Below are 21,308 nucleotides of genomic sequence, written 5' to 3'. Positions count from 1 at the left end.
GGTTGGGCCGCTCCCCCGTGGTTTGCCCCCCTAACCACGCCGCCGGCCCCCGCCCCGGGGGGGGGGGGGGGGGGGGCGCGGGGTGGCCCCCCCCCCGCGGGGGTGGGGGGGGGGCGCCCCACTGCTGGGTGGGTCAGCGGGTCTTTGCTGCGCCTCGGCGGCGGAGCGCGAACATCACGCCGGCGCCGGCCGCCACGAGCGCGGCCGCTATGCCGGCGATCGCACCGGTGTTGGAGCTGGAACCGGTCTCCGCGAGGTTCGAGTCGCCCGCGGGGGACGGTGCGTTGTCACCGGTCGACGCGGCCGGAGTGCTCTCCGACTCGGACGGCTCCGGGGACTCGGCGGCGGGCTTCGACGGCTCCTCGGCGGGCTCGGAAGGCTTCTCCGAGGGCTTCGGGGTCGCCGGAGGCGTGGACGTCTCATCGGACTTGCACGCCTCGGCCGGGGTGACGAGGTTCGGCTTGATGTCCTCGTCGACCTGGTTGCCGGCCTTGACGTGCACGCGGTACGTCGCCTCCGGCTTCCAGTCCTCGGAGAAGTCGATGGTCACGCCCTCGCGCGTGCCCTCGACCTCCTGCTCACCGACGAGCTTCGCGTCGGCACCGTTCGACTGGAGGTAGACACTGACCTTGGCCTTGACGCCCGACGGGTCCTTGTCGGTGACGCTGATGACGCCCTTCGTACCGTCGCACTTGGCGACGGCCGAGAACTCACTGATGTTGCAGGCGAGCGCGTTGCCGGCGAGGCCGAGCGTGAGCGCGGCCGAGGCGGAGGCAACTCCGAGAATGCGCACAGAACGTGCGGTACGGCGAGATATGGACACGGTTGCCCTTCACGGGATGCACAAAATGAGGGGGGTTGATGGGAGCTACTGAGAAACAGCAATCCCAGACGCCTCACAGGTTTATTGGGCGCACTCTCCGGTTGTCAATCCGTGTGTCCGTCTTGCCCCTTGGCTTTTAGGTTTCATTTACACGCGACAGGCGGTCGAGCGCCTCCGGAGCCTCCTCGATCCGGTCCACCAGCGCGATGCGGGACTCCATCGGGCGGTCGTGGGCGAGGGCTTGGAGGAGCGGCCAGGCCGGCAGCCGCTGTGTCCAGTGGGCGCGGTCCACCAGGACCATGGGGGTGGGTTCGCCGCGCGACTCGTAGTAGTTGGGGGTCGCGTTGTCGAAGACCTCCTGGACCGTACCGGCGGCGCCGGGCAGGAAGACCACGCCCGCGTTCGAGCGGGCCAGCAGGCCGTCCTCGCGGGTGGCGTTGGCGAAGTACTTGGCTATGTGGGAGGCGAAGGCGTTCGGCGGCTCGTGCCCGTAGAACCAGGTGGGGATGCCGACGGAGGCGTTGCCTTTCGGCCAGCGCTCGCGCACCTCGAAGGCGGCGCGCGCCCAGTCGGTCACCGACGGCACGAACGACGGCACCTTCCCGAGGAGTTCGCACGCCTCGTCCAGCATGCCGTCGCGGTACGGGGCCGCGTACGCGCCGAGGTTGGCTGCCTCCATCGCGCCGGGGCCGCCGCCGGTCGCCACCGTGAACCCGGCGCGGGCGAGCGCGCGGCCCAGCCGGGCCGCGCCCCCGTACTCCTCGGTGCCGCGCGCGATGGCGTGGCCGCCCATCACGCCCACCACGCGTGCCCCGCGCAGGAGTTCGTCCAGGGCGTCGGAGACGGCGTCGTCGTGGATGGAGCGCAGCATCGACGCGTAGACGTCCCCGTCGGCCCGGGTCCGCCGGAACCAGTCGTACGCGACGGCGTCCGGCGTCGCCTCGTAGCCCTGGTCGAGGGTGCGGAACAGCTCGTCGGGCGTGTAGAGATGACCGCGGTACGGGTCGAACGGCACACCGGGCAGGGGCGGGAAGACCAGCGCGCCGTCGGCCCGGATCTTCGCCGCCGCGTTCTCCCGCATCGGGCAGCCCAGGAAGACGGCGCCCGCGGTGTCGCTGGCGAGCAGCTCCTTCGTACGGTCCGTCAGGTCGACGGCCTGGACGCGGAAGCCGGTGAGGGTGCCGCGGGCCGAGACGGTCGCGTCGAACTCCTCCAGTGTCTCGATCTCACGGTCGTTGTGATGGGCCACATGGGCGGGGCTCGTCTGCACCCGCCCATGTAAGCACGGGCTGTTCGCACGCGGTCCGTCCGGCCGTGACGCCTTCGGGCGCGGACGGGAGCGCGGGCGTGTGCGTGTGCGGGGGCGTGGGCGTGGGCGTGGGCGGAGGAGTCAGCCCTGGACGACGGACGGGTCCATCCACATGACCTCCCAGGTGTGGCCGTCCGGGTCGTCGAAGGCGCGCCCGTACATGACCCCGTGGTCCTGGGTCTCCCCGCTCGCCGAGCCGCCCACCGCGATAGCCTTGTCGACCAGTTCGTCGACCTTCTCGCGGCTCTCGGCGCTCAGACACAGGAGTACCTCGCTCGTCTTCGTCGAGTCCGCGATCTCCTTCTTCGTGAAGTCCGCGTAGCGCTGCTTGTTCAGCAGCATCGCGACGATCGTGTCGCTGATGACGACGGACGCGCAGTTCTCGTCCGAGAACTGGGCGTTGATCGTGTAGCCGAGCTCCGAGAAGAACTTCCTGGACACGTCCACGTCGTTCACGGCCAGGTTCACGAAGATCATCTGCTGGTACATGGGAGGTCCTCCGTCGGGTGAGTCGCTGTTCGGAGGGTCAGACCGGGGGCCCGCCGAAAAGTCATCGGTCCGCGCGCATCTTTTTCGTACGGGCGCTCGATCAGGCGGTCGGCCGGGCGTCCGGTCCGTTCTCGTACGCCGTGTCAGCGGACCAGTGGCATGGCCGCCAGCTCCGCGACCGCCCAGGTCAGGGGGGTGAGGACGGCGATCAGGGCTCCGGCGCGCAGGGCCGCCGCCGCGCGCAGTGTCGAGGCGGGTGCGCCGATCCGCAGCAGGGCGGCGGTGGTGCCGGCGCGCGCGTCTCTCGCCTCGACGGCGGCGGTCAGCAGCGTGGCCAGGGCGCATCCGGTGACGAGCAGCAGGCCGAGGGTGGTGAGGGGGCCGATGCCGGGGCGTGTCGTGGTGCGGAGCACGGCCATGGCGTACGTGCCCGACGCCACCGCGCACAGCACGCCGAGCGGGCGTCCGATGCGGGTCGCCTCCTCCATGAGGACGCGGCCGGCGAGCAGGCGGGGGGCGCTCGGGCGTACGGACTGGAGGAGTCTGCCGCAGAGGTGGGTGAGGGCGGGGCCGGCGAGGGCCAGGCCCACTGCGGTGAGGGCCCAGCCGGCCAGGACCCCGAAGGGGGCTCCTGTGAGGCCGCCCGGCAGTGCGGGGGCCTCGTGGGGGCCCCTTCCCGCGTACGCCTCTACCGCGAGGCCTGCGGCCAGTACGGCTGCGCCCCAGGGGAGGCCGGTGGGGGTGGGGAGGGGGTGGGGGTGGAGGTCGTGGGGACTGTGCGGGTGCGTGGGGGCTTGTCGCGTCGTTCCCCGCGCCCCTTCCGGGGGCAGGTTGTCGGGGATCTGCGGGTCCGCGGTGGTTGATCGCGCCGTTCCCCGCGCCCCTTCTGGGGCCAGGTCGTGGGGAGTCCGCGGGTGTGTGGGGGCTTGTCGCGCCGTTCCCCGCGCCCCTTTCAGGGGCGGGGGTGGGACCCGGGGGCGCAGTACGATCGCGCTGGCCGCGGACGCGAGGGCCGGTACCAGGGCCAGCAGCGTGAGCGTGGCGGGCAGGGGCAGTGGCTGGTTCGCGGCGAGGAAGCCGGCCGCGTCGCCGTCGAAGGGCAGGCCTGTCAGATCGCCGCGCAGGTGCAGGAAGAACAGCAGGGCGACCATCGACCCCAGCGTGCAGGACACGGCGGTGGAGACGGCCGCCAGGGCCATCAGCTGCGCGGGTCCCAGGCCGATCGCCGCGAGCCCGGCCCGGGGGCGGGTGGCGGGGTCGGTCCGGGCGACGGCGACTGCGAACTGCACGGTGGCCGCGATCGGCGCGAGGCACCAGGCGAGCCGGAGCACGGCTGCCGTGGAGGCGTCCGGATGCCCCATCGCGTATCCCAGGGTGCACAGGAGCAGGAAGCCGGTGCCCCCGGACGCCGCGGCGACGAGGAGCCGGCGGAACTGGACGGCGGGGTGGGCCCCGCGGACTAGGCGGAGAGCGAGCACGCGGCCCGGCCTTCCGTCTCGGCGGGCCCGGCCGGCGCGGCGGGCCCGGGTGGTGGTTCCGCGACCGGCGGCAGGTGCACCGTGTGCACGCGCCGTCCGTCGAGCAGCGACACCGTGCGGTCGGCGAGCGCCGCGGTGTCCGTGTCGTGCGTGGCCAGGACGACGGTGATCCCGTGCGAACGGGCCGCCGCGGTGAGCGTCCGCAGCACCTGCGCGCGGTCGGCGCGGTGCAGGGGCGCGGTGGGCTCGTCGGCGAAGATCACGCTCGGTGCGGGCGCCAGGGCGCGGGCGATGGCCACTCGCTGGGCCTCCGAGCGGCGCAGGGCGTACGGGCGTTTGCGGGCGCAGCCGCCGACGTCGAGGCGGTCCAGCCACTCCAGCGCGGCGGTCTTGGCCCGGCGGCGGCTCACGCCGCGCAGCATCAGGAGCAGGGCGGCGTTCTCCCAGGCGGTCAGCTCGGGGACCAGGACCGGCACGGGGTCGATCCAGCCGAAGCGGTCGCGGCGCAGCCGCTCACGCTTGGCCGGGCTCATGGTGTGCACGGGTGCGCTGTTGAACCAGACCTCGCCCTGCTCCGCCAGGAGCTGTCCCGACAGGCACTGCAGGAGCGTCGTCTTGCCGCTGCCGCGCGGGCCGCCGACGGCCAGGATCTCGCCCTCGCGGACCCCGAGTGAGACGCCGGTGAGTGCGGGTGAGCCGTTGTGCTTGACGTGCAGGGCACGTGCCCAGAGCACGTCGTTGTCCGGCGGAGCCGCCATCGCGTACACCTCTTCAGATCTGATTTGCGCTGCCCGGGCGTCCTCGGAAGGTCACCGGTTCCCCCGGTCGGGGGAACGAAGGCAGGGCCGATCGGTCACTGGGCACGCTAGGGAGTCGGGGCCCGGAGGCCGGACAGCACACGGCCCCGGGTCGCTCATTCTCACTCGAACGGGCGCCACCGGGGCCGGTGTTGATCACTTGTTCAGCTCAAAGGTTCAGCTCACAGCTTCGCCCAGGCCTCCGTCAGCACCTGACGGACGATGCCCTCGATCTCGTCGAACGTCGACTGGTCGGAGATCAGCGGCGGCGACAGCTGGATGACCGGGTCGCCGCGGTCGTCGGCGCGGCAGTAGAGGCCGTACTCGAAGAGCTTCTTGGAGACGAAGCCGTAGAGCACGCGCTCCGACTCCTCGTCCGTGAAGGTCTCCTTGGTGGCCTTGTCCTTCACCAGCTCGATGCCGTAGAAGAAGCCGTTGCCGCGGACGTCGCCGACGATCGGCAGGTCGTGCAGCTTCTGCAGGGTGGACAGGAACGCGCCCTCATTGGCCAGGACGTGCTCGTTGAGCTTCTCGCGCTCGAAGATGTCGAGGTTCGCGAGGCCGACGGCCGCCGACACCGGGTGGCCGCCGAAGGTGTAGCCGTGCAGGAAGGTGTTGTCGCCCTGGTAGAACGGCTCGGCGAGGCGGTCCGAGATGATGCAGGCGCCGATCGGGGAGTAGCCCGAGGTCATGCCCTTGGCGCAGGTGATCATGTCCGGTACGTAGTCGAACTTGTCGCAGGCGAACATCGTGCCGAGGCGGCCGAAGGCGCAGATGACCTCGTCCGAGACGAGCAGCACGTCGTACTGGTCGCAGATCTCGCGCACCCGCTGGAAGTAGCCGGGCGGCGGCGGGAAGCAGCCGCCGGCGTTCTGCACGGGCTCCAGGAAGACGGCGGCGACCGTCTCCGGGCCCTCGAAGAGGATCTGCTCCTCGATCTGGTCGGCGGCCCAGCGGCCGAAGGCCTCGGGGGAGACGCCGGAGCCGTTGTCGAGGAACGCGGGCGCGCGGTAGATGTTGGTGTTCGGGACCTTGTGGGCGCCGGGGACCAGCGGCTCGAACGGGGCCTTCAAGGCGGGCAGGCCCGTGATGGACAGGGCGCCCTGCGGGGTGCCGTGGTAGGCGACCGCACGCGAGATGACCTTGTACTTGGTCGGCTTGCCCCGCAGCTTGAAGTACTGCTTTGCGAGCTTCCACGCGGTCTCGACGGCCTCGCCGCCGCCGGTGGTGAAGAAGACCTTGTTCAGGTCGCCGGGAGCGTGGTGCGCGAGGCGCTCGGCCAGCTCGACGGCCTTCGGGTGGGCGTACGACCAGATCGGGAAGAAGGCCAGTTCCTGGGCCTGCCGGGCGGCCGTCTCGGCCAGCTCGGCGCGGCCGTGGCCCGCCTGGACCACGAACAGACCGGCCAGACCGTCGAGGTAGCGCTTGCCCTTGTCGTCGTAGATGTACGTCCCCTCGCCACGGACGATCGTGGGGACGGGCGCGTTCTCGTACGAGGACATGCGGGTGAAGTGCATCCACAGGTGGTCGTACGCGGTGCGGCTGAGGTCCTTGGCAGTCACGGCTATCGGGTTCCCCACATGTAGGTCTGCTTCTTGAGCTTGAGGTAGACGAAGCTCTCGGTGGAGCGCACGCCGGGCAGGATCCGGATGCGTTTGTTGATGACGTCCAGCAGGTGGTCGTCGTCCTCGCAGACGATCTCGGCGAGGATGTCGAAGGAGCCCGCGGTCATCACCACGTACTCGACCTCCGGCATGGCGGTCAGCGCGTCCGCGACCGGTTCCAGGTCGCCGTCGGCGTTGATGCCGACCATCGCCTGCCTGCGGAAGCCCACGGTGAGCGGGTCCGTGACGGCGACGATCTGCATCACGCCCTGGTCGAGCAGCTTCTGGACGCGCTGGCGCACGGCCGCCTCGGAAAGGCCCACGGCCTTGCCTATCGCGGCGTACGGCCGGCGGCCGTCCTCCTGGAGCTGCTCGATGATGCCGAGGGAGACGGCATCCAGCTGAGGGGTGCCGCTCCTGGACTCACGGGAGTCCCGGGGATCCCTGGGGTCTGCGCTTCGACTGGCCACGCGCTCACTCTGCACGAGGGCTCGACAGTTCCGCAAGGTGTGATCGATGAAATCCGTTGTTTACGTGTTTCAACTCTGCGGATTTCGCAGCTCTGAGGCCAGCGGGGGTGTTGAAAACGTCGGGGCGAGGATTAGGGTGGGAGGCCTGGCGTCTCAGGTGGTGGACACCTGGGGCGAAGGACCGTAGAAGAACAGTCGTAGGACATCCGTTGTGGACATCCGACAGGAGGGCCGGGCAGTGAGCACCGAGCTGCGTCGTCTGCGTAATTACATCGCCGGAGAGTTCCGCGATGCCGCCGATGGACGGACCACGGACGTGGTCAACCCCGCGACGGGCGAGGCGTACGCCACCGCGCCGCTGTCCGGTCAGGCCGACGTCGACGCCGCGATGGAGGCCGCCGCCGCGGCGTTCCCCGCCTGGCGCGACCAGACCCCCGCCGAGCGCCAGAAGGCCCTCCTGAAGATCGCGGACGCCTTCGAGGAGCGCGCCGAGGAACTCATCGCCGCGGAGGTCGAGAACACGGGCAAGCCCATCGGACTGACCCGGTCCGAGGAGATCCCGCCCATGGTCGACCAGATCCGCTTCTTCGCGGGCGCCGCGCGCATGCTGGAGGGCAGGTCGGCCGGCGAGTACATGGAGGGCCTGACCTCGATCGTGCGCCGCGAGCCGGTCGGTGTCTGCGCGCAGGTCGCGCCGTGGAACTACCCGATGATGATGGCCGTGTGGAAGTTCGCCCCGGCGCTCGCCGCGGGCAACACGGTCGTGCTCAAGCCGTCCGACACCACCCCGGCCTCCACGGTCCTGATCGCCGAGATCATCGGCTCGGTCGTCCCCGAGGGAGTCTTCAACGTCATCTGCGGCGACCGCGACACCGGCCGCGCGATGGTCGAGCACAGGATCCCGGCCATGGCGTCCATCACCGGATCCGTGCGGGCGGGCATCTCCGTCGCCGAGTCCGCCGCCAAGGACGTCAAGCGGGTCCATCTGGAGCTGGGCGGCAAGGCGCCCGTCGTGGTCTTCGAGGACACCGACATCGCCAAGGCCGTCGAGGACATCTCGGTGGCGGGCTTCTTCAACGCGGGCCAGGACTGTACGGCCGCCACCCGCGTCCTCGTACAGGAGTCCATCCACGACGAGTTCACGGCCGCGCTCGCCAAGGCCGCCGCCGACACGAAGACCGGGCAGCCGGACGACGAGGACGTGCTGTACGGGCCGCTCAACAACCCGAGCCAGCTCAAGCAGGTTTCCGGCTTCATCGAGCGGCTGCCCGCGCACGCCAAGGTCGAGGCGGGCGGCCACCGCGTCGGCGAGAAGGGCTACTTCTACGCCCCGACCGTCGTCTCCGGCCTGAAGCAGGACGACGAGATCATCCAGAACGAGGTCTTCGGCCCGGTCATCACCGTCCAGTCCTTCACGGACGAGGCCCAGGCCGTCGAGTACGCGAACGGCGTCGAGTACGCGCTCGCCTCCTCCGTCTGGACGAAGGACCACGCGCGCGCGATGCGCATGTCCAAGGTCCTCGACTTCGGCTGCGTGTGGATCAACACGCACATCCCGCTGGTCGCGGAGATGCCGCACGGCGGCTTCAAGCACTCCGGCTACGGCAAGGACCTGTCGGGGTACGGCTTCGACGACTACACGCGCATCAAGCACGTCATGACGTCGCTGGGCTGAGCGCTCGGCAGGCGGTACGGGACACGCGGTACGTGGTACGAGGCCCCGGGCGGGAGGTGGTCCGCCTGGGGCCTCCGCGGTCGCGGGTCAGCCGCTGAGGACGAGGCCCTCGACGCTCGACTCCGTGTCGCCGCCCTCGCCGTCCTCGCGCCGGTCGCCGCTCCCCTTGCCGTCGTTCCCCTTCTCGTGCTGCCGGATCTCACCGCAGCCGCCGGGGGCCGGGAAGGGGCCGCCGCCCTTCCCGGGCAGGTCACCCGGCGGGACCGGCAGCTTGACGCCGATGTCGTCGAGGATGTCCTGACAGGCCTTGGCGGCCTTGCGGAACTCCTTCGAGGCCGGGTCCGGGCGCTTCGCGTCGTCCCCCTCGCCCCTGTCGATGCGTACCTTCACCCCGCGCCCCCCGTCCGCCGTCCAGATGACGACGTCGGGGAAGTCCTCCAGACCGTTGTCGCGCATGCACTCGGTGTACGCGCGGGACGCCTTGTCCTGGCGCTTCCAGTCGGTCGAGTCGTCGTCCTTCGGCGGCTTCGGGGACGACGACCCGCCGCCGGACGACGAGTCACCGTCCGACGACGAGGGTGATCCGGCGGCCACGGACTGACCGGCGTACACCCCGCCGAGGGTGAGCGCGCTGATCAGGGCGCAGGCCGCGGCCAGTCGGCGATGGCGTTTCGTCGCACTTCGCATGAGGTCCTCCCTGGTGTTTCCTGCTGCGTCGGCTGTCGCGGGGACGTCGGCCCCCGGTCGGGAACACCTCAGCGCGCGGGCGGTTACGGCACGGGAACGAGCGCTCTTACCACCCTGTTACCGCCCGGCGGGCACGCTGGCCGCAGGGTTCGCAACAGCCGGAGACGCAGCCGGAGATGCCGATGCGCGTATTGGTGGTCGAGGACCACGAAGAGCTCGCCGAGACCGTCGCGGCGGGACTGCGCAGGGAGGGGATGGCCGTCGATCTCGCCCTGGACGGCCATGCGGCGCTGGAGCGGGCCACGGTCAACGGATACGACGTCGTCGTGCTCGACCGTGACCTGCCCGGACTGCACGGTGACCGGGTCTGCCGGGCCCTGGCCGAGGGGGGCAGCCGGGCGCGGGTACTGATGCTGACCGCGTCCGGCACGGTCGCCGACCGGGTCGCGGGGCTCGGGATGGGCGCCGACGACTACCTGCCGAAACCCTTCGCCTTCACCGAACTCGTCGCGCGGATACGGGCCCTGGGGCGGCGCGCGCAGCCCGCGTTGCCACCCGTTCTGGTCCACGGCGACCTGCGGCTCGACCCCGCCCGCCGGGTGGCGTCCCGCGAAGGGCGGCAGCTGCCGCTCAGCCCGAAGGAGTTCGCGGTCCTGGAGCTGCTGATGGCGGCCGGCGGGGCGGTGGTCTCCGCGGAGGAACTGCTGGAGCGCGGCTGGGACGAGGCGGCCGATCCCTTCACCCAGACCGTGAAGGTGACGGTCAGCAGGCTGCGGCGCAAGCTCGGCGATCCACCGCTGATCGAGACGGTGGCGCAGGCCGGGTACCGGGTGTGAGCGGTGTGGGTGGCGTGAGTGGGGTGAATGCCAGGGGTGCGGTGCGCGGGCGGTTCGCGTTCCCGGGGGCGCGCAAGGGGCGGCGGCCGCACAGCGTCCGGTGGCGGCTGACCCTGCTCTACGGCGGACTGTTCGTGGTGACGGGGGCGGTGCTGCTGGCGCTCACGTACGCGCTCGTGGCCGAGGACCAGTCGCTGGCCGTGTCCGGGGCGGGGTCGGGCCCGCGGCCGGCACCGGGCAGCGTGGATGCGGGCGACGCGGGCTCCGGGCCCGCCGCGAAGCCCGGGGCGGCCGCGGTCGAGAGCTATGTGCGCCAGCGGCTGGCCGTCCAGCGCGACGACCAGCTCCACCAACTGCTCATCGAGTCCGGGATCGCGCTCGGCGTCATGGTGATCGCCTCGCTGATCCTCGGATGGCTGGTCGCCGGGCGGGTTCTCGCGCCGCTGCGGGACATGGCGGTCGCGGCCCGGCGGATCTCCGCGGACGATCTGCACCGGCGCCTCGCCGTGTCCGGCCCCGACGACGAACTCAAGGACCTCGCCGACACCTTCGACGACCTGCTCGCCCGGCTGGAGGGCGCCTTCGAGGCACAACGGCGGTTCGTGGCCAACGCGTCGCACGAATTGCGCACTCCGCTCACCCTGCAGCAGGCCGTCGTCGACGTGGCGCTGGCCGACCCGCGCGCCGACGCCGCGTCCCTGCGGGCGGCCTGCCTGCGGGTGCGGGCCGCGGGGCAGGAGCAGGAGCGGCTGATCGAGGCGCTGCTCACGCTGGCGCGGGGGCAGCGGGCCGAGCCCGAGCGGGAGCCGGTGGATCTCGCGGTCCTGACGGGTGAGTTGCTGCCCCAGGGCAGGGCCGGGGCCCGGGTGGAGGCCGAGCTGACCTCCGCGCCGCTCGTCGGGGACCCGCAGCTGATCGGACGGCTGGTGAGCAATCTGCTGGAGAACGCCGTCCGCCACAACGTGCCCGCGGAGGAGGGGGGTTGGGTCACCGTCTGGACCGGGGTCGTGGACGGGCGGGCGTCCTTGCGGATCGCCAACAGTGGGCCGTTGGTGCCGGTGGATCAGGTGGGGGTGCTGTTCGAGCCGTTCCGGCGGCTGGGGGTGGAGCGGGTGCGGGGCCGTGCGCGGGGGGAGGGGGCGGGGCTGGGGTTGTCGATCGTGGCGGCGATCGTGGGGGCGCATGGGGGTGTGGTGGAGGCGCGGGCGCGGGGGGAGGGCGGGTTGTGGGTGGAGGTGCTGTTTCCGCCCCCGCCGCCCCTACCCTTCCCGTCACTGCATGGGGCTGCGCCCCTCGCCCCCTGATCGCGCTGCGCGCTCGTCCTCAAACGCCGGACGGGCTGAGAGTTGCGGCTGCGCCGGCATCTCTCCGCCCGCCCGCGAGGTTCTCAGCCCGCCCGCGATGTATCCAGCCTGTCCGGCGTTTGAGGACAATGGGGGCGAGGGGGCGCAGCCCCCATGCGTGGACGATGGGGGTCCCCCCGGTCGAGCGAAGCCGAGACTGGGGGAGGGTAGGGGCGGCGGGGGCGACACCCTGTCGTCCGGGAGGCGGACCGCTGGACGCAACGTCCATTGCCCGTCCGCCGGAGGGCCCGGCATGCTGCGGACGTGCCAGCGAACCGGAGCCACCCGACCCCGAGAACCCCCCTGTCCCGAACCCCACTGTCCCGCCGCACCCTGCTGCGCACCCTCGGCACGGGCGCGGCCGCAACGCTCGCCGCGGGCTGCGGCGTACCGGCCGCGTACGTCGCCCCGAAAGACCGGGGAAGAAGCGACCTCTCAGCCACGGAGAAGCGGCTGACCTGGGCGAACTGGCCGCTGTACATCGACACGGACGACGCGGACGAGTCGCGCCGCCCGACCCTGGACGCCTTCGAGAAACGCACCGGGATCGCGGTCACGTACACCGAGGAGATCAACGACAACGACGAGTTCTTCGGCAAGGTCAGCCCGTCCCTGATGAACCACCAGGAGACGGGCCGGGACCTGATCGTCATCAGTGACTGGATGTGCGCGCGGTTCGTCCGCCTCGGCTGGGTCCAGGAGATGGACCGCTCCCGGCAGCCGAACATCACCAGATACCTCGATCCCCAACTGCGTTCCCCTGCCTTCGACCCGGGGCGCCGCTCCACCGTGCCGTGGCAGTCGGGCATCACCGGTGTCGCGTACAACCGCCGCAGGCTGGGCCGGGAGATCCGGCACGTGTCCGACCTGTGGGCCGGCGACCTCAAGGGCCGGGTCACGCTGCTGTCGGGGCTCGACGAGGCGTTCGCGCTGCTCATGCAGGGTGACGGCGTCGACATCACCCGGTGGACCGCGGACGACTTCCACACGATGTGCGACCGGGTCGACGAACTGGTCCGCGCGCACCACATCCGCCGGTTCACCGGCAACGACTACATCAAGGACCTGTCGAGCGGCGACGTACTGGCCTGCCAGGCGTACAGCGGTGACGTGATCCAGTTGCAGGCCGACGATCCCGACATCGAGTTCGTCGTGCCGGAGGAGGGCGCCGAGCTCTGGTCCGAGTCCCTGATGATCCCGAACCTCGCCCGCCACAAGGCGAACGCGGAGGAACTGGTCGACTACTACTACGAGCCCGCCGTGGCCGCGGAACTCGCCGCCTGGGTCAACTACGTCTGCCCCGTCCCGGCCGCCCAGGACGTCCTGGCCTCCGCCAAGGACGAGGAGACCGCGGCCCTCGCCGAGGATCCGCTGATCTTCCCCGACAGCGCTATGCGCAAGCGGCTCGCGATCGCCCGCGACATCACGGCGAAGGAACGTACGGAGTTCGCGAAGCGCTGGAACGCCATCGCCGGCCTGTAGCCCGCGCCGACGGCCGTGGCGTGGCCGCCCCTTGTCATAGCCAACAAAGTGAATAGGGTATTAGTGGGGTAGTGAGTGAGTGAGTGAGCGAGTGGCGGCGAGAAGGGGGCACCCCGTGTCCGACGGTGGAAGCGGATATCTGCGGTACGTCGCCCTGGGCGACAGCCAGACCGAGGGGCTGGGCGACGGCGACGACGTGACCGGGCTGCGCGGGTGCGCCGACCGGTTCGCGGAGGAGCTGGCCAAGGGGTCGCCGGACGTCCTCTACGCCAACCTCGCCGTCCGCGGACGCCTCGCCGGGCAGGTGCGTGCCGAACAGCTCCCGGCGGCCCTCGCGCTGCGCCCCGATGTGGCCACCGTGGTCGCCGGGATGAACGACCTGCTGCGGCCCCGCTTCGACGCGGACGAGGTGGGCGCCCACCTGGAGGCGATGTTCGCCGCGCTGACCGGACAGGGCGCCCGCGTCGCGACGGTCACCTTTCCCGATGTCGGCCGCATCAGCCCGCTGGCCCGGCCGCTCGGCCGCCGGGTCCTCGCCCTCAACTCCCGTATCCGGGAGGCGGCCGGACGCCATGGAGTGGTCATCGCGGACATGTCCGCCCACGAGGTGGTGACGGACCCCCGGCTGTGGAGTCCGGACCGGCTGCACGCGAGCCCGCTCGGCCATGCGCGGATCGCCGCCGCGGTCGCGCATGCCTTCGGCCTGCCGGACAGCGACGAGGCCTGGACGCTGCCCCTGCCGCCGGGTGCGCCGGTACCCACGCGGCTGCGGGCCGTCGGGACGGAACTGCGCTGGGTCGGCGGCTTCCTGGGGCCCTGGCTGCTGCGCCGGGTCCGGGGCCGGTCGTCGGGCGACGGGCGGCGGGCCAAGCGGCCGGACCTGCTCCCGCCCGGCCGCCTCGACAGCCGCGTCCTTGACTGATCAACGGCTGATCAACCCGGTGCTAGCTTGAACTCATGGCGTTGCGCAATGCGGTGATGGCCGCGCTTCTGGAGGGCGAGGCGTCCGGGTACGACCTCGCGAAGGGCTTCGAGGCCTCGGTCGCCAACTTCTGGATGGCCACCCCCCAGCAGCTCTACCGCGAGCTGGAGCGCATGGAGAGTGAGGGGCTGGTCTCCGCCCGCGTCGTCCAGCAGGAGCGCCGGCCCAACAAACGGCTCTTCTCGCTCACCGAGGCCGGGCGCCGGGTGTTGCGCGCGTTCGTCACTGAGGGCCCCGCGAAGCCGCTGGCCATCAGGGACGAGCTGATGGTCAAGGTGCAGTGCGTCGACATCGGGGACACCGACGACATCGAGGCCGTACGGACCGCGGTCGCCGAACGCGTCGAACGGTCCGCCGCCAAACTCGCCCGCTATCTGCGCATGCGGGAACGCATGCTGGCGGGCCGCACCGAGGACGAACACCTCGCGTCCGCCGAGCGCATCGGCCCCTACCTCACCCTCCAGGGCGGCATCGCCCTGGAGCGGGGGAACCTCCAGTGGGGCGAGACCGTCCTGAAGCGCCTCGCTCAGCGCGTGGCGGTACTCGACGGCCCGGCCGCCCCCGCGCCCACGGGCGAACCCACCCCCTAGCCGCCCTCACCCCCCGAAGGCCGCCCGTACGATCCGCTCGGCCACCGGGTTCATGTCCTCCGACTTGGCGTCCGTCGCGTTGACCGAGTACACGAGCGTGCGGGACAGATCGCGGGTGGCCGCGACGAGCGTGCTGTATCCGGGACGCGCCCCCGACTTCAGCCAGAGGATCCTGCCGTTGCCCAGATCGAACCGCTGGAGACCGGCGCTCATGGTCGCGCCCGGCACGTCGGGGAGGGTGAACATCTCCTTGTCCAGGAGGGGTTGGGGCACCAGCCGACCCCGGAACAGCGCGTGCAGGAGCCGCTCCAGGTCCGCAGTCGTGGAGATCATGTCGCCCGCGGCCCACCGGTCCGACATGTTCCACTCGGTGGCGTCCACGAGCCTGCCGTCCGCCAGTCTCTGATAGCCGCGGTTGTGCGGTCCGTGGATACGCGGGTCGGGGCCGCCGGGGAAGGACGTGTGCCGCATCCCGGCCGGCCGCAGGACCCGTACCGCCGCCTGGTGCTCGTACGAGTCGCCGGTGACCTTCTCTATGAGGAGGCCGAGCACGGTGTAGTCGATGTTGCTGTAGTTCTGCCGCTCGCCGGGGCGGAAGGCGGGGCCCTGGGCGACCGAGGCGGCCACCACCTCCTCGGGCGTCAGTGTCTCGTACCGCCTCTCGTACCCCTCGCCGTTCACGTCCCCGAGCGACGAGCCCGGCTTCAGGCCGCTGGTGAAGGTGAGCAACTGCCGTACGGTGACGGGCTCGAAGGCCTGCGGGAGGAGGCCGGGGAGGTAGGTCTGGACGTGCCCGTCCAGGTCCACCCGGCCCTCGGCGGCGAGCTGGAGCACGACGGCCGCGGTGACGACCTTGGTCGTGGAGCCGGCCCGGAAACGCCCGTCCGCCAGCGCCTCGCGTCCACTCGGCAGATCGTGCACCCCGGCGCTGCCCCGCCAGGCACCGTCCGTGCCCGACACCCGGACGAGCGCGGCCGTCGCGTCGTCGTCCGGGAGCCCCGCGAGCGCGGCACGCAGAGCCCGGCCGGTGGCCGGATCCACGGCCTGACGTACGGCGGACGATGTGGGCGGGGAAGCGGCGAGGGCGCTGCCGGCCACGGGGCCCGCGGTCAGGCCCAGCACCAGCAGGGCGGCACAGGCGGTGCGGACACGGGCACGGGCGCGGACAGGCATCGGCTGACTCCCGGGTGATCGGTGACCTTCATCCTCCGGGCGTACGGCGCCTCGCGGATCATCCTCCGGGAGGGCGGCGACCCTGGCCGGCCCCCGAGCAACTTCCCTACACGGCACGGGTGTTGTCAGGGATGTCCCTGAGGGTCCCGCACCGGGTCATCCCGGAGAGGCGCGCTCAGGACGGGCTCAGGGAACGGAGTGTGTCGACGCGGTTCGTCGTGATCGAGTCGACGCCTGCGGCGATGAGCCGCCGCATGGACCGCCGTGTGTCGGGCGTCCAGACCGAGACCAGGTATCCGTCCCGGTGGATCCTCTCGACGAGGTCGCGGTCCACCAGCCCGAAGCGGTAGTTGAGCCAACGGGGCCGTACGGCGTCCAGCAGCGCGGGCCGCGGCGGGGCGAGGCTCGTCCAGGTGAGGGCGATCTCGGCGGCGGGGTCGGCCGCGCGGACGGCGAGCATGGCGGCGGCCCCCGCGCAGTAGTACACGCGCTCCTCGGCGCCGAGGTCCCGGACGGCCTCGACGATCCGGCGGACGGTACGGACGTCCGGCTGGCCGGGCAGGTCGATCATGAACCGGCCCTCGTCCGTCGCCTTGAGTGCCTCCTCCAGCGTGGGGATCCCGCCCGCGGTCAGACCCCGTACCTCGTCCGCGGAGAGCGAGCGCAGCGGCCGGTCCCGCTCCCACAGCCGCTTCAGCGTGTCGTCGTGGAGCAGGACGGGCACGCCGTCGCGGGTCGGCCGGACGTCGATCTCCACGGCGTCCGCGCCCCGGCGCAGCGCGGAACGCAGGGAGTCGAGCGTGTTCTCACGGACGCGGTAGGGGTCGCCGCGATGGGCCACGGCAGTCACGGTACGCATCGGCCCATTGTGCTGGTGGGCAACCTCAGGGCGCGAGCCACCCGGCGGTGTACGTGTCGATCTCCGCCGCCAGCGCCGCCTTGCCGGGGGCGTCCAGGAAGGAGACGGCGACGGCGTTCTTGGCGAGCTCCGCCAGACCCCGCTCGTCGAGATCGAGGAGGCGGGCGGCGACCGCGTACTCGTTGTTGAGGTCGGTGCCGAACATCGGCGGGTCGTCGGAGTTGACGGTGACGACGACGCCGGCCTCCACGAACTTCTTCATGGGGTGCTCGTCGAGCGTGCGGACCGCGCGCGTGGCGATGTTCGAGGTCGGGCACACCTCCAGCGGGATCCGGTGCTCGGCGAGGTGCGCGAGGAGCTTCGGGTCCTGGGCGGAACTGGTGCCGTGGCCGATGCGCTCGGCCCGCAGGTCCGTCAGCGCGTCCCAGACCGTCCCGGGGCCGGTCGTCTCGCCCGCGTGCGGTACGGAGTGCAGGCCGGCCGCGATCGCACGGTCGAAGTACGGCTTGAACTGCGGCCGGGGCACGCCGATCTCGGGCCCGCCCAGCCCGAAGGAGACCAGGCCCTCCGGGCGGAGCTTGTCGGTGGTGGCGAGACGGACCGTCTCCTCGGCGGATTCGAGCCCCGCCTCACCGGGGATGTCGAAGCACCACCGCAGGATCGTGCCGAAGTCGGCCTCGGCGGCGATACGGGCGTCCTCGATGGCGTCCATGAAGGCGCCCTCGTCGATACCGCGGCGGGTCGACGAGAACGGCGTGATCGTCAGCTCGGCGTAGCGGATCTGCTGCCGGGCCATGTCGCGGGCGACCTCGTACGTGAGGAGGCGTACGTCCTCGGGGGTGCGGATGAGGTCGACGACGGACAGGTACACGTCGATGAAGTGGGCGAAGTCCGTGAACGTGAAGTAGTCGACCAGGGCCTCGGGGTCCGAGGGCACCTTGGAGTCGCGGTGGCGGGCGGCCAGCTCGGAGACGATCCGGGGGGAGGCGGAGCCTACGTGGTGGACGTGCAGTTCTGCCTTGGGCAGTCCGGCGATGAAGGCGTGCAGGTCGGTCAAGGTTCCTCCCCAGGAACGGCGCCGGGCCGGTGTGCGGCGGGTGGGCGCGGGTGATCGGCTGATCGGTGGTGCGGTGCGGTGGTTCGGTGGTGCGGTGTGATGCGTCTTCGGGATCATCGTAGGCCGCGGTCCGGGTGGGGGAAGGCTTGGGCCGTAGCATGACGCCACGTTCGACAGAGGGGACTCCGCGCATGGCCGAGGACGCGCAGGCATCGGGTGGGCCGGCCGACGAGCCGCGGAAGGTGTCGCTGGGCAAGCCGTCCGCCGAGCCGAATCCCTGGGCTCCGCCCGTGGACGCGAGGGGTACGCGGGAGGCCGGGCCGGCCTCGGTGCACGACCGGCAGACCGTGACCTCGTTCCCCGTGGCGCCGGATCCGTACGCGGCGCCGGGGGGTTCCGCGGTTCCGCCGCCGCCGGTTGCGCCGGGAGGGCCGGGGCAGGTGCCGTACGGGTACGGGCCGCCCGTGCATGGGCATGGGCATGGACATACGCATGGGTACGGCTATCCGGCTTACCCCGTGCAGGGTGGGCCCGGTTACGGGTGGCCGGGGATGCCCGGGATGCCCATGGGGCCGAGCAACGGGCTGGGGACCGCGTCGCTCGTGCTCGGGATCGTCGCGGCGGTCGGGTTCTGCCTGTGGCCGGTGGCGCTCGCGTGCGGGATTCTCGCGGTGATCTTCGGGGTGATCGGGCGGGGGAGGGCTCGGCGGGGGCAGGCGACGAATGCGGGGCAGGCGTTGGCGGGGATCATCTGTGGGGCGGTCGGTGTTGCGCTCGGGATCGCGTTCCTGGTGGTGTTCCTGGTGCTGCCCGAGACGGAGATCGATGACTCGGGGAGCGGGGACGACGGCTTCAGCACGTCGCTGACTGCGGTCCGCTGAGCGGGGGTTTTGGCTGGCGCCCTGGGTGTGGGTGCGGGTGCGGGTGAGCGGGGGCTGAGGCTTTTGCGCAGTTCCCCGCGCCCCTTGGGGTGGTGCGGGGCGTGGGCATGTGCGGGTCGGTGGGGGCTGGCCGCGCAGTTCCCCGCGCCCCTTGGGGGGTGGGTCCGTCCCTCGGGTGAGTGGGTGCCGGTCGGTGGGGGTTGGTCGCGCCGTTTCTCGCGCGCCTACGTTGCTCTGGTGCGGGCTGTTTGTCAGCCGGGGGTGCCCCTTTAGGGGCGCGGGGAACTGCGCGGTCAGCCCCCACCGGGCCGCAGGGGACCACGCGCCCAATCCGTCGGGCCCGCGCAGGGAAGAACCCGTTCAGGCCTGCCCGGCCCCGCAGGGGCCACTTGGGTGCCGTCGTGCCGCGGCTGCAGCCCGTCCCGCCGGGCCGTTCACGCGGAGCGTTGCGCGGAGCGCAAGCGCTCCCTCGCTGCCATCAGGGCGAAGCCCAGCAGGTTCAGGCCCTGCCAGCGCGCGGGGTCGGACGCCCGGTCGTCGTCCGCGGCCAGCCCGATGCCCCAGACCCGGTCCAAGGGACTGGCCTCCACCAGCACACGCTCACCCGTGCCCAGCAGGAACCCGCGAAGTTCGTCGTCCGACGCGAACTTCGCCACGCTTCCCGCCACCACGATCCCGAACCGCTCCCGCTCCCACACGGACTCGTCGAAGCCACGGACCAACCGCCCCGCCTTCTTCGCGAGCGCCGGATTCGGCGCGTCGAGCGCCCGCCGCTCCGCCTCCGCGTCACCGAAGAGCCGCGCCTTGCGCGCCATCATCCAGTGCTCCGCCGTGCGGTACTCCACCCCGTCCACCGTGAACGGCGACGGCCACCACTGGCTCAGGCAACTCGATCCGATCCGCCCGTCCGCCCGCGGCCGGTGCCCCCAGAAGTACAGGTACTTGACCTTCGCCCCCGCCCGGACCGCGCTGACCAGCGACTCCCGCGACACGATCCCCGATTCGATCTCCCCCATGCACGCGAGTCTGGCACGCACCACTGACAATCCGTCCCGCCTTTTCCTCAGCGACTCGACACCTGGTCGACAGATTCCGTCGCGTAACCAAATGGCAACAACGGAATCACTTGTTGGAGCACCATTGCTCTGTCAGGATCGGCACTCAAATCGAGCTGGAGCTACGCCGACCCCCCGGGTTCGGGGATGCGGCGGAGGAGAGCGAAATGCACAATCCGGGCCATCGCTTCCAGGCGCAGGACCGCTTCGCGGACGGCGCGCAGTACATCGCGGGCCGGCCGGCGAAGGGCACGTCCGGCCGGAACCACACCGTCGTCGACCCCGCCACCGGCGACGGCCTCCACACGTACGAACTCGCGGGCACGGACGACGTGGACGCGGCGGTGGAGGCCGCGCGGGAGGCGTTCCCCGGCTGGTCCGGCGCCACCCCGGGCGAGCGCTCCGACGCCATGCACCGCTTCGCCGCCGTGCTCGCCGAGCGCGCCGAGGAGTTCGCGCAGGCGGAGTCCCTGCAGTGCGGCAAGCCGATCAAGCTGACCCGGGAGTTCGACGTCCCGGGCACGATCGACAACACCGCCTTCTTCGCGGGTGCGGCCCGGCATCTCCAGGGGCAGTCCGCCGGTGAGTACTCCGGCGACCACACCTCGTACGTACGGCGTGAGGCGATCGGGGTCGTCGGTTCCATCGCTCCCTGGAACTACCCCCTCCAGATGGCCGCCTGGAAGGTCCTCCCGGCGATCGCCGCAGGCAACACGATCGTCCTCAAGCCCGCCGAGCTGACCCCGTTCACCTCCCTGCTGTTCGCCGAGGCGGCGACCGTCGCGGGCATCCCGGACGGGGTCGTCAATGTCATCAGCGGGGCGGGCCGGGACGCCGGTGAGCATCTGGTCGGGCACCCGGACGTCGTCATGACCTCCTTCACCGGGTCCACCGCCGTCGGCAGACGCGTCGCCGAGATCGCCACCTCCACCATCAAGCGCCTCCACCTGGAGCTCGGCGGCAAAGCGCCCTTCGTGGTCTTCGACGACGCGGACCTGGAGGCCGCCGTGCACGGCGCGGTCGCGGGCGCGCTCATCAACACGGGCCAGGACTGCACGGCCGCCACGCGCGCGTACGTGCAAAGGCCCCTCTACGAAGAGTTCGTTTCGAGGACCGCGGAGCTGATGGAGAGCGTCCGGCTCGGCGATCCGTTCGCCCCGGACACCGATCTCGGACCGCTGATCTCCGTCGCCCAGCGCGACCGGGTCGCGGGCTTCGTCGACCGGGCGCGCTCCTACGCGCGCGTGGTCACCGGCGGCGAGATCCCGAAGGGGCTTGAGCACGGCGCGTACTACCGGCCGACGCTGATCGCCGACGCCGCGCAGGACAGCGAGGTCGTGCAGGCGGAGATCTTCGGCCCGGTCCTGGTGGTCGTGCCCTTCGACGGCGACGACGAGGGCATCCGCCTCGCCAACGACACGCCGTACGGTCTCGCCGCCTCCGCGTGGAGCCGTGACCTGTACCGGGCGAACCGGGCCACCCGCGAGATCAAGGCGGGCTGCGTGTGGGTCAACGACCACATCCCGATCATCAGCGAGATGCCCCACGGCGGTTACAAGGCGTCCGGATTCGGCAAGGACATGTCCTCGTACTCGTTCGAGGAGTACACACAGATCAAGCACGTCATGTTCGACAACACCGCGGTGGCCAGGAAGGACTGGCACCGCACGATCTTCGGGGACCGTTAGTCGCCATTGGCCCGGACCAGGCCGAAATCA

Annotated in this window: 20 protein-coding genes; 8 read left to right on the top strand and 12 right to left on the bottom strand. The window is 71.5% G+C overall.

Annotated features, from left to right (window positions below; genetic code table 11):
• Positions 1-133 precede the first annotated feature (133 nt).
• From ACFWGJ_RS05375 to ACFWGJ_RS05345, 7 genes are all read right to left on the bottom strand, one after another.
• Entirely contained in the window at positions 134-793 is a 660-nt protein-coding gene (locus ACFWGJ_RS05375; RefSeq protein ID WP_387321216.1) for an LAETG motif-containing sortase-dependent surface protein, read from the bottom strand.
• 166 nt (positions 794-959) lie between these two features.
• Positions 960-2,093 (bottom strand): LOG family protein, encoded by a 1,134-nt coding sequence (locus ACFWGJ_RS05370; RefSeq protein ID WP_387321214.1) that lies wholly within the window; start codon positions 2,091-2,093, stop codon positions 960-962.
• A 120-nt stretch (positions 2,094-2,213) separates the two neighbouring features.
• The gene (locus ACFWGJ_RS05365; RefSeq protein ID WP_387321212.1) at positions 2,214-2,621 is read right to left on the bottom strand and encodes a VOC family protein; all 408 of its coding nucleotides are present in this window, start codon (positions 2,619-2,621) and stop codon (positions 2,214-2,216) included.
• Between the two features lie 143 nt (positions 2,622-2,764).
• Positions 2,765-4,099 (bottom strand): hypothetical protein, encoded by a 1,335-nt coding sequence (locus ACFWGJ_RS05360; RefSeq protein WP_387321210.1) that lies wholly within the window; start codon positions 4,097-4,099, stop codon positions 2,765-2,767.
• Positions 4,081-4,857, bottom strand: a complete 777-nt coding sequence (locus ACFWGJ_RS05355; protein ID WP_387321208.1) for an ABC transporter ATP-binding protein — start codon at positions 4,855-4,857, stop codon at positions 4,081-4,083. The genes ACFWGJ_RS05360 and ACFWGJ_RS05355 overlap by 19 nt, the downstream gene beginning before the upstream one ends.
• 221 nt (positions 4,858-5,078) lie before the next feature.
• A complete protein-coding gene (locus ACFWGJ_RS05350; protein WP_387321206.1) occupies positions 5,079-6,476 on the bottom strand; it encodes an aspartate aminotransferase family protein in 1,398 nt (465 codons plus the stop codon).
• Complete coding sequence (locus tag ACFWGJ_RS05345; protein ID WP_248777189.1) at positions 6,461-6,985, bottom strand: Lrp/AsnC family transcriptional regulator; 525 nt, start codon at positions 6,983-6,985, stop codon at positions 6,461-6,463. Before ACFWGJ_RS05345 ends, ACFWGJ_RS05350 begins: the two co-directional genes overlap by 16 nt.
• A 223-nt stretch (positions 6,986-7,208) precedes the next feature.
• Between ACFWGJ_RS05345 and ACFWGJ_RS05340 the strand changes: the two genes are divergently transcribed.
• The gene (locus ACFWGJ_RS05340; protein ID WP_387321204.1) at positions 7,209-8,645 is read left to right on the top strand and encodes a gamma-aminobutyraldehyde dehydrogenase; all 1,437 of its coding nucleotides are present in this window, start codon (positions 7,209-7,211) and stop codon (positions 8,643-8,645) included.
• 87 nt (positions 8,646-8,732) lie between these two features.
• Here ACFWGJ_RS05340 and ACFWGJ_RS05335 read toward each other — a convergent pair whose 3' ends face one another.
• Positions 8,733-9,332, bottom strand: coding sequence for a hypothetical protein (locus ACFWGJ_RS05335; protein WP_387321202.1), 600 nt, complete (start codon positions 9,330-9,332; stop codon positions 8,733-8,735).
• Positions 9,333-9,514: 182 nt separating this feature from the next.
• Here ACFWGJ_RS05335 and ACFWGJ_RS05330 point away from each other — a divergent pair, with 182 nt between their 5' ends.
• From ACFWGJ_RS05330 to ACFWGJ_RS05310, 5 genes are all read left to right on the top strand, one after another.
• Positions 9,515-10,168: a response regulator transcription factor gene (locus ACFWGJ_RS05330; protein ID WP_387321200.1), complete on the top strand. Its 654-nt coding sequence runs from the start codon at positions 9,515-9,517 to the stop codon at positions 10,166-10,168.
• Between the two features lie 14 nt (positions 10,169-10,182).
• Positions 10,183-11,472 carry a sensor histidine kinase gene (locus ACFWGJ_RS05325; RefSeq protein WP_387321198.1) on the top strand — a complete coding sequence of 430 codons (1,290 nt, stop codon included), beginning with the start codon at positions 10,183-10,185 and terminating at the stop codon, positions 11,470-11,472.
• 303 nt (positions 11,473-11,775) lie between these two features.
• Positions 11,776-12,993, top strand: coding sequence for a spermidine/putrescine ABC transporter substrate-binding protein (locus ACFWGJ_RS05320; protein ID WP_387321195.1), 1,218 nt, complete (start codon positions 11,776-11,778; stop codon positions 12,991-12,993).
• Between the two features lie 115 nt (positions 12,994-13,108).
• Positions 13,109-13,915, top strand: coding sequence for an SGNH/GDSL hydrolase family protein (locus ACFWGJ_RS05315; RefSeq protein WP_387321193.1), 807 nt, complete (start codon positions 13,109-13,111; stop codon positions 13,913-13,915).
• A 35-nt stretch (positions 13,916-13,950) separates the two neighbouring features.
• Positions 13,951-14,565, top strand: coding sequence for a PadR family transcriptional regulator (locus ACFWGJ_RS05310; protein ID WP_387321191.1), 615 nt, complete (start codon positions 13,951-13,953; stop codon positions 14,563-14,565).
• Positions 14,566-14,571: 6 nt separating this feature from the next.
• Here the strand turns inward: ACFWGJ_RS05310 and ACFWGJ_RS05305 are convergent, their stop codons facing one another.
• The 3 genes from ACFWGJ_RS05305 to ACFWGJ_RS05295 form a co-directional block, all read right to left on the bottom strand.
• A complete protein-coding gene (locus ACFWGJ_RS05305; protein WP_387321189.1) occupies positions 14,572-15,738 on the bottom strand; it encodes a serine hydrolase domain-containing protein in 1,167 nt (388 codons plus the stop codon).
• A gap of 175 nt (positions 15,739-15,913) precedes the next feature.
• Positions 15,914-16,597, bottom strand: a complete 684-nt coding sequence (locus ACFWGJ_RS05300) for a glycerophosphodiester phosphodiesterase (protein WP_381833858.1) — start codon at positions 16,595-16,597, stop codon at positions 15,914-15,916.
• A 25-nt stretch (positions 16,598-16,622) separates the two neighbouring features.
• Positions 16,623-17,771 carry an adenosine deaminase gene (locus tag ACFWGJ_RS05295; protein WP_387321187.1) on the bottom strand — a complete coding sequence of 383 codons (1,149 nt, stop codon included), beginning with the start codon at positions 17,769-17,771 and terminating at the stop codon, positions 16,623-16,625.
• A gap of 449 nt (positions 17,772-18,220) precedes the next feature.
• Here ACFWGJ_RS05295 and ACFWGJ_RS05290 point away from each other — a divergent pair, with 449 nt between their 5' ends.
• On the top strand, positions 18,221-18,535 hold the full coding sequence (locus ACFWGJ_RS05290; protein WP_387321185.1) for a DUF4190 domain-containing protein: 315 nt from the start codon (positions 18,221-18,223) through the stop codon (positions 18,533-18,535).
• A 434-nt stretch (positions 18,536-18,969) separates the two neighbouring features.
• On the opposite strand, the gene ACFWGJ_RS05285 is transcribed toward ACFWGJ_RS05290, so the two are convergent.
• Entirely contained in the window at positions 18,970-19,581 is a 612-nt protein-coding gene (locus tag ACFWGJ_RS05285; protein ID WP_387321183.1) for an NADAR family protein, read from the bottom strand.
• Positions 19,582-19,757: 176 nt separating this feature from the next.
• Between ACFWGJ_RS05285 and ACFWGJ_RS05280 the strand changes: the two genes are divergently transcribed.
• The gene (locus ACFWGJ_RS05280; protein WP_387321181.1) at positions 19,758-21,278 is read left to right on the top strand and encodes a gamma-aminobutyraldehyde dehydrogenase; all 1,521 of its coding nucleotides are present in this window, start codon (positions 19,758-19,760) and stop codon (positions 21,276-21,278) included.
• Positions 21,279-21,308 lie beyond the last annotated feature (30 nt).

The organism is Streptomyces sp. NPDC060205 (assembly GCF_042728395.1).
Taxonomy (GTDB): domain Bacteria; phylum Actinomycetota; class Actinomycetes; order Streptomycetales; family Streptomycetaceae; genus Streptomyces.
This window is presented reverse-complemented; position numbering and strand designations above follow the sequence as displayed.

Coding starts and splice junctions, on each gene's coding strand:
- ACFWGJ_RS05365 (WP_387321212.1), bottom strand. CDS start 2,621: ATGTACCAGCAGATGATCTTCGTGAACCTGGCCGTGAACGACGTGGAC.
- ACFWGJ_RS05355 (WP_387321208.1), bottom strand. CDS start 4,857: ATGGCGGCTCCGCCGGACAACGACGTGCTCTGGGCACGTGCCCTGCAC.
- ACFWGJ_RS05335 (WP_387321202.1), bottom strand. CDS start 9,332: ATGCGAAGTGCGACGAAACGCCATCGCCGACTGGCCGCGGCCTGCGCC.
- ACFWGJ_RS05330 (WP_387321200.1), top strand. CDS start 9,515: ATGCGCGTATTGGTGGTCGAGGACCACGAAGAGCTCGCCGAGACCGTC.
- ACFWGJ_RS05310 (WP_387321191.1), top strand. CDS start 13,951: ATGGCGTTGCGCAATGCGGTGATGGCCGCGCTTCTGGAGGGCGAGGCG.
- ACFWGJ_RS05305 (WP_387321189.1), bottom strand. CDS start 15,738: ATGCCTGTCCGCGCCCGTGCCCGTGTCCGCACCGCCTGTGCCGCCCTG.
- ACFWGJ_RS05300 (WP_381833858.1), bottom strand. CDS start 16,597: ATGCGTACCGTGACTGCCGTGGCCCATCGCGGCGACCCCTACCGCGTC.
- ACFWGJ_RS05295 (WP_387321187.1), bottom strand. CDS start 17,771: ATGATCCCGAAGACGCATCACACCGCACCACCGAACCACCGCACCGCA.
- ACFWGJ_RS05290 (WP_387321185.1), top strand. CDS start 18,221: ATGGGGCCGAGCAACGGGCTGGGGACCGCGTCGCTCGTGCTCGGGATC.
- ACFWGJ_RS05280 (WP_387321181.1), top strand. CDS start 19,758: ATGCACAATCCGGGCCATCGCTTCCAGGCGCAGGACCGCTTCGCGGAC.